Annotated in this window: 5 protein-coding genes and 1 pseudogene; 4 read left to right on the forward strand and 2 right to left on the reverse strand. The window is 62.0% G+C overall.

The genetic code is table 11. The features are described 5' to 3' along the window. Positions 1 to 815, reverse strand: an 815-nt coding sequence (locus tag ACPYOD_RS18840; RefSeq protein WP_481303221.1) for a hypothetical protein, incomplete at its 3' end; no start/stop codon positions are given. 219 nt (positions 816 to 1,034) lie between these two features. On the opposite strand from ACPYOD_RS18840, the gene ACPYOD_RS18845 reads away from it, so the two are divergent. From ACPYOD_RS18845 to glpK, 4 genes are all read left to right on the forward strand, one after another. Continuing rightward, entirely contained in the window at positions 1,035 to 1,880 is an 846-nt protein-coding gene (locus ACPYOD_RS18845) for a DeoR family transcriptional regulator (RefSeq protein ID WP_481303225.1), read from the forward strand. Positions 1,881 to 2,096: 216 nt separating this feature from the next. Then, the gene (gene glpD, locus ACPYOD_RS18850; RefSeq protein ID WP_481303222.1) at positions 2,097 to 3,584 is read left to right on the forward strand and encodes a glycerol-3-phosphate dehydrogenase; all 1,488 of its coding nucleotides are present in this window, start codon (positions 2,097 to 2,099) and stop codon (positions 3,582 to 3,584) included. A 69-nt stretch (positions 3,585 to 3,653) separates the two neighbouring features. Next, the gene (locus ACPYOD_RS18855) at positions 3,654 to 4,358 is read left to right on the forward strand and encodes an MIP/aquaporin family protein (protein ID WP_481303223.1); all 705 of its coding nucleotides are present in this window, start codon (positions 3,654 to 3,656) and stop codon (positions 4,356 to 4,358) included. A 16-nt stretch (positions 4,359 to 4,374) separates the two neighbouring features. After that, a complete protein-coding gene (glpK, locus tag ACPYOD_RS18860; protein ID WP_481303224.1) occupies positions 4,375 to 5,886 on the forward strand; it encodes a glycerol kinase GlpK in 1,512 nt (503 codons plus the stop codon). Positions 5,887 to 6,039: 153 nt separating this feature from the next. Here glpK and ACPYOD_RS18865 read toward each other — a convergent pair. Beyond that, positions 6,040 to 6,185, reverse strand: a pseudogene (locus ACPYOD_RS18865) (carbohydrate kinase family protein); the annotation flags it as partial.

A 6,185-nucleotide genomic window follows, 5' to 3' on the forward strand; every position in this document is an offset into this window, starting at 1 on the left:
TCGCAGAGTCGACTTTCATACGATTTGATCGTCATGGTCACCTCCCCGTCCTTGTGATCGAACGCCACGACTGCCGTCGCATCCGAAAAGCCGTCCTTGATGGTCAGTTCCGTCCGCCCTTCGGGGTACCCTCCATCACGCGTGAGGAAGTAACGACTAGCAAGCGTCGGGAGACCATCGCCATGCCGATTCCACTCTACTACTTCCCCAGACGGGAGCTTTCTATAGATCTCAGTTCCCGAGAAGTAGAGATTGACGTTGGATAAGAAAGCAAATGGTTCCGTGTCGGGAAAAACCACTTGCTCCTCCTTCTTCTTTGGCGCGGGATACAGACGTCTTTTCGTCGAGCCCATAATGACTCGATCTTTTGAATCGATGTCGTAACCGAACGTATCTTCCGTTTTTACAGAAGGACTTTCTGAAGAAACACCAACGTTGAGATGAATAGCGACTGGGAAGTCCTCGAACATCCAGTGACCGGTTGTGACCGAAGCACCCGGAGAAGATGTTGCGTAATGCGCCAAACTCCCGTATTTCACTATATGGAATCGATATTCGGTGGAATCCGAACCGCTGATCGTCAGCTCTTTAGACTCGGCGTAACCATAATGTTGTTCGTGGTCATTTCGACGATACGTCATATGGTAATGTCCGCCGGCACTACTAGTTACTACCACCGGCTTCCAGCCAAATGGTTCATTGCCAACCCTTGACCAAATGATAGGGGAAAACTTCAACTCATCGAAATTGAAATTCCCGAGGTCGCAGTGTATTTGAGCTGAGGCCGTTACCCCACTCGTTCGTATCTGTGTCATTTGTCGTTTCCTCCGTGAGTTCGTTCTGCCTTCCATGTCGGCGCGGTAGCTTGGGGCAGCGCCGCAGGCAATTGAGAGCTAACGCCGCCCCGAGTGAAGGCTGGATGAAAGCTGTCGCACGAACTGGCCAGTGTCCGGTTTTGCGCAGGATGATGCGTACTCGGGAGACATTGATCTTAAATCTTAGTCTCGTTGAGGCTAGGGTTTTTCTTTGTCTGCCTGCGGCATGACACTCTCGCTACAACAAGTCATCATGTCCGCGTAGTTCGGCGAAACGGGAAGGCCATGGATCCACGACTCAATCGGCGGCAGGAAGAACTGGTTGCCATCGTCCAGCGCGAGGGCTTTGCCGGCGTCGACGAACTGGCGAATCATTTCGCCGTGGCACCGCAGACGATTCGCCGTGATCTGAACCTGCTGGCCGATGCCGGGCTGATTCGACGCTACCACGGCGGCGTCAGCGCGCAGTCCAGCGTGGAAAACGTTGCCTATACCGCCAGGCAATCGCTGCAGGCCGCGGAAAAAGATCGCATCGCGGCATCCATCGCCAGGGAGATTCCCGACGGCTCCTCGCTCTTCATCAACCTCGGCACCACCAATGAAGGCGTCGGTCGCGCGCTGCTCGAACATCGCGACCTGCGGGTCATCACCAACAACCTCAATATCGCCATTCTGTTGAGCGACAACCCGACCTTCGAAGTGATTGTCGCCGGCGGCATCGTGCGCGGCCGGGACCATGGCGTGACAGGTGAGGCCACGATCGAGCTGATCCGCCAGTTCAAGGTGGACTTCGGCATCATCGGTATCTCGGGCATCGAACTCGACGGCACCTTGCTCGATTTCGACTTCCATGAGGTACGTGTCGCGCAGGCGATCATCGAGCACTCGCGCCAGGTCTTCCTCGGCGCCGACCACAGCAAGATCGGCAGGAACGCGATGGTTCGCCTGGGCGATTTCTCCCACGTCGACGCCTGGTTTACCGATCGCCCGCCTCCAGATGCACTTCTCCCTGTCCTCGAGGCGGCCGGCACGCAAGTGCACGTGGCCCAGGACTCCCGCCCATGACGGACCATCGGTAGCCGCCACGGACCGCGCTGCACTGCAGCGTGCAATGTTCGTTTGTAAGCGAATATGCTCGTTTATACGCGAAACGGGCGAGACGACGCCGTAGGAAATGTTTCTTTGTTCGTAAGAACGCGTTCTTTGACTAAAAACGAACGTACCCGAGCGTAGGGTCGAAACGAACAAGGCGCCCCGCCTTCCCCGCAATACGGAGTGCCCATGGTCGAGCAGGTCGATGTACTGGTGGTCGGTGGCGGCGTGAATGGCGTCGGCATCGCTCGTGACGCGGTGGGCCGCGGGCTTAGCGTCTGGCTCTGCGAAAGGGACGACCTCGCCTCCCATACATCCAGCGCTGCCACGAAGCTGATCCACGGCGGCTTGCGCTACCTGGAGCAATTCGAGTTCGCGCTGGTGGGCAAGGCGCTCGCGGAACGCGAGGTACTGCTTCGCGCGGCGCCGCACATCATCTGGCCGCTGCGTTTCGTGTTGCCGCACCAGCCGCACTTGCGTCCCGCGTGGATGATCCGCATCGGCCTGTTCCTTTACGACCACCTCGGCCGCGGGCGCCGTACGCTGCCTGGTTCGCGCCGGGTGCGTTTCGCGAAACACGTGACCGGAGCGCCGCTGCGCGACGAGTTTGCCGTGGGTTTCGTCTACTCGGATGCCTGGGTGCAGGATGCGCGGCTCGTCGTGCTGAATGCCATGGACGCCGCGCGCCGCGGTGCACGCATCGAAACCCACACCCGGTGCGTCAACGCGCGCCGGGACGGCGATGGCTGGACCGCGGAACTGGAAGCGCGCGACGGCACGCGGCACTTCGTGCGGGCGCGTGCGCTGGTGAACGCAGCCGGCCCTTGGGCGGCGAGTTTCCTGGATGAAGTAGTACACCTCAAGCACCAGCACACCTTGCGCCTCATCAAGGGCAGCCACATCGTGGTGCCGAAGATCTTCGAGCACCGCTACGCGTACATCTTCCAGCAGCCCGACCGTCGCATCGTCTTCGCCATTCCATACGAGCGCGATTTCACGCTGATCGGCACGACCGACATCGAGTACCACGACGACCCGTCGCGTCCTCGCATCGACGCGGATGAAACCAGTTATCTGTGCGATGCCGTCAACCGCTATTTCAAGAAGCAGCTGACGCCGTCCGACGTCGTCTGGAGCTACAGCGGCGTGCGTCCCCTGTTGCAGGACGAGGCCGGCAGCGCGTCGGAAGTGACACGCGACTACCTCCTCGACATCGACCAGGACGGAGCGCCCCTGCTCAACGTCTTCGGCGGCAAGCTCACCACCTACCGCAAGCTTTCGGAAGAAGCGCTCGACCGCCTGGCCCCGCTGCTCGGCAATCACAAGCCGGCCTGGACCGCCGAGGCGCCTCCGCTGCCAGGCGGTGGCGAACGCGATACGGACGAACTGCTTGCCGATATCCGGTCAAGCCGTCCGTGGCTGCCGGAGAAACTCGCCTGGCGTCTGGTGCACAGCTACGGCACCCGCGCGCGCGACCTGCTCGGCGAGGCGCGCGGTCTGGACGCGCTGGGCGAGAACTTCGGCTCCGATCTTTACCAGGCCGAAGTGGACTATCTCGTGCGCCACGAATGGGCCACGGAGGCCGAAGACATCCTCTGGCGGCGCACCAAGGTCGGCTTGCGCGTCACGCCGCCCGACGTGGAACGCCTGTCCGCTTATCTCGCGGGGAAGCGCTGACGCGCAAGCCCGCTGTCCAACCAGCGCGGCCGCACCGGTGATCGGCCCGCGCGATCAAGGAGTAACGGCATGTCGGTGTACCTGAGTGAGTTCCTCGGAACGATGGTGATGATCCTCCTGGGCGACGGCGTGGTCGCAGGCGTCCTGTTGAAGGGATCCAAGGCGGAGAATGCGGGTTGGGGTGTGATCACGTGGGCCTGGGGCCTTGCCGTGCTCATGGGCATCTTCGTCGCCGCGAAAAGCGGCGCGCACATGAACCCCGCAATCACGCTGGCGATGGCCGCCATCGGCAAGCTCTCGTGGTCGCTCGTTCCCGGTTACATCGCGGCACAGATGGCGGGTGCCTTCACCGGCGCCGTATTGGTGTACCTCGCCTACCTGGCGCATTGGCGCGGCACCGACGATCCCGCCAAGAAGCTCGGCATCTTCTGCACGATTCCCGCGATCCGGTCGATTCCAGCCAACCTCGTCACCGAGGTGATAGGCACGTTCGTGTTGGTCTATTGCGTGCTCGCCATCGGCAGCAACGATCTGTCGAAGGGGATCGCGCCCATCGCCGTCGCGCTGCTCGTGGTCGTGATCGGCATGTGCCTCGGTGGCCCGACGGGCTACGCGATCAATCCGGCGCGCGACTTCGGGCCGCGTGTCGCCCACGCGCTGCTGCCCATTCCCGGCAAGGGCGGTTCCGACTTTGCCTATGCACCCGTTCCCATCGTCGGTTCGATCATCGGCGCCTTGCTCGCCGCCTTCGCCTACACCGCACTCGCGGCCTGATTCGAAAGGACCTACCGTGACCAAGAAGACCTACATCCTCGCCATCGACCAGGGTACGACCAGCTCGCGCACGATCCTGTTCGATCACGACGGCAACATTGCCGGCACCGCGCAGCGCGAGTTCCCGCAGATTTTTCCGCAGCCCGGCTGGGTAGAACACAACCCGCGCGAGATCATGACCAGCGTGCTGTCGACGATGACGGAAGTGATCAGCAGCTCGCAGATCGATCCGGCGTGCATCGAAGGCATAGGCATCACCAACCAGCGCGAAACCGCCGTGGTCTGGGACAGGCACACCGGCCAGCCGATCTACAACGCCATCGTCTGGCAGTCGCGCCAGACCGCCGAGATCTGCGAGCGCTTGAAGGCGGAAGGTCATGAAGACATGGTCCGCGAGAAGACCGGTCTGCTTATCGACGCCTACTTCGCAGGAACCAAGGTGCGTTGGATCCTCGACCACGTGGATGGCGCGCAGGCAAGGGCCGAAGCGGGCGACCTGCTGTTCGGCACGATCGATACATGGCTGATCTGGAACCTCACCGGCGGCAAGGTCCACGTAACGGACTACACCAATGCGTCGCGCACATTGATGTACGACATCCACAAGCGCGAATGGGACGACGAGCTGTTGAAGATGCTGGGCGTGCCGCGCGCCATGTTGCCCGAGGTGAAATCGTCGAGCGAGGTGTACGGCAAGACGTTGGCAAAGCACTTCTTCGGCCGGGAGGTTCCCATCGCAGGCGTTGCCGGCGACCAGCAGGCGGCGTTGTTCGGTCAGGCGTGTTTCGAAGAGGGGCTGGCAAAGAACACCTACGGCACGGGTTGCTTCATGCTGATGAATACGGGCGAGAAGGCCGTTCGCTCGAAGAACGGGTTACTTACCACCATTGCCTGGGGTGTCGACGGCAAGGTGGAATACGCGCTGGAAGGCAGCATCTTCGTGGCGGGCTCGGTGATCCAATGGCTGCGCGACGGCTTGCGCATGCTCGGCAAGGCATCCGACTCCCAGGAGTACGCGGAGCGCGCGAAGGACAATGGCGGCGTGTATTTCGTGCCCGCCTTCGTTGGCCTCGGTGCGCCGTATTGGCGGAGCGACGTGCGCGGCGCCGTGTTCGGCCTGTCGCGCGGCACCTCGAAGGAGCAGTTCATCCGCGCCGCGCTGGAATCGATGGCCTACCAGACGCGCGATGTCCTTGAAGCGATGCAGGCCGACTCCGGCATCCAGCTGAAGGAACTGCGCGCGGACGGCGGTGCCATCGCCAACGATTTCATGGCCCAGTTCCAGGCCGACATCCTCGACGTGACGCTGCTGCGGCCGAAGGTGCAGGAAACCACGGCGCAGGGTGCGGCGTACCTCGCCGGCCTTGCCGTCGGTTTCTGGAAAGACAAGCAGGACATCGCAAGCCGCTGGGCCGTCGATCGCGAGTTCAAGCCGGCGATGACGGAAGAGCGCCGCGACGATCTCTACGAAGGCTGGAAGCAGGCGGTGAACGCCACGATGGCGTTCAAACCCGGCAAGGCGGGATGACGATCTGTGGGAGCCGGCTATGCCGGCGATCCCGCGGCAGCGGGCACGCTTGCCTCGAGCACCCATCGCCGCTGAAGCGGCTCCCACAAGAAGCGCGCAAAAAAAGGCGGCGCGTCACCGCGCCGCCCCTTGTTTCAGGCATGTTCGCGAAGTTCAGCTCAGCGCGTAACCGAACTGCTCCTGGAACTCAGCGGCGAACTGGTCGTACGTGAAGTACTGGTTCTGCGTGCCCGGGTGCTCGACTTTCAGGGCTCCCATCAGCGACGCCATGCGGCCGACGGTGGGCCAGTCGTAGCCCT

This window comes from Luteibacter sp. HAY1-4A (assembly GCF_056755355.1).

Excerpts from the sequence above, each read along its gene's own strand:
- glpD (WP_481303222.1), top strand. The coding sequence starts at position 2,097 with ATGGTCGAGCAGGTCGATGTACTGGTGGTCGGTGGCGGCGTGAATGGC.
- ACPYOD_RS18855 (WP_481303223.1), top strand. The coding sequence starts at position 3,654 with ATGTCGGTGTACCTGAGTGAGTTCCTCGGAACGATGGTGATGATCCTC.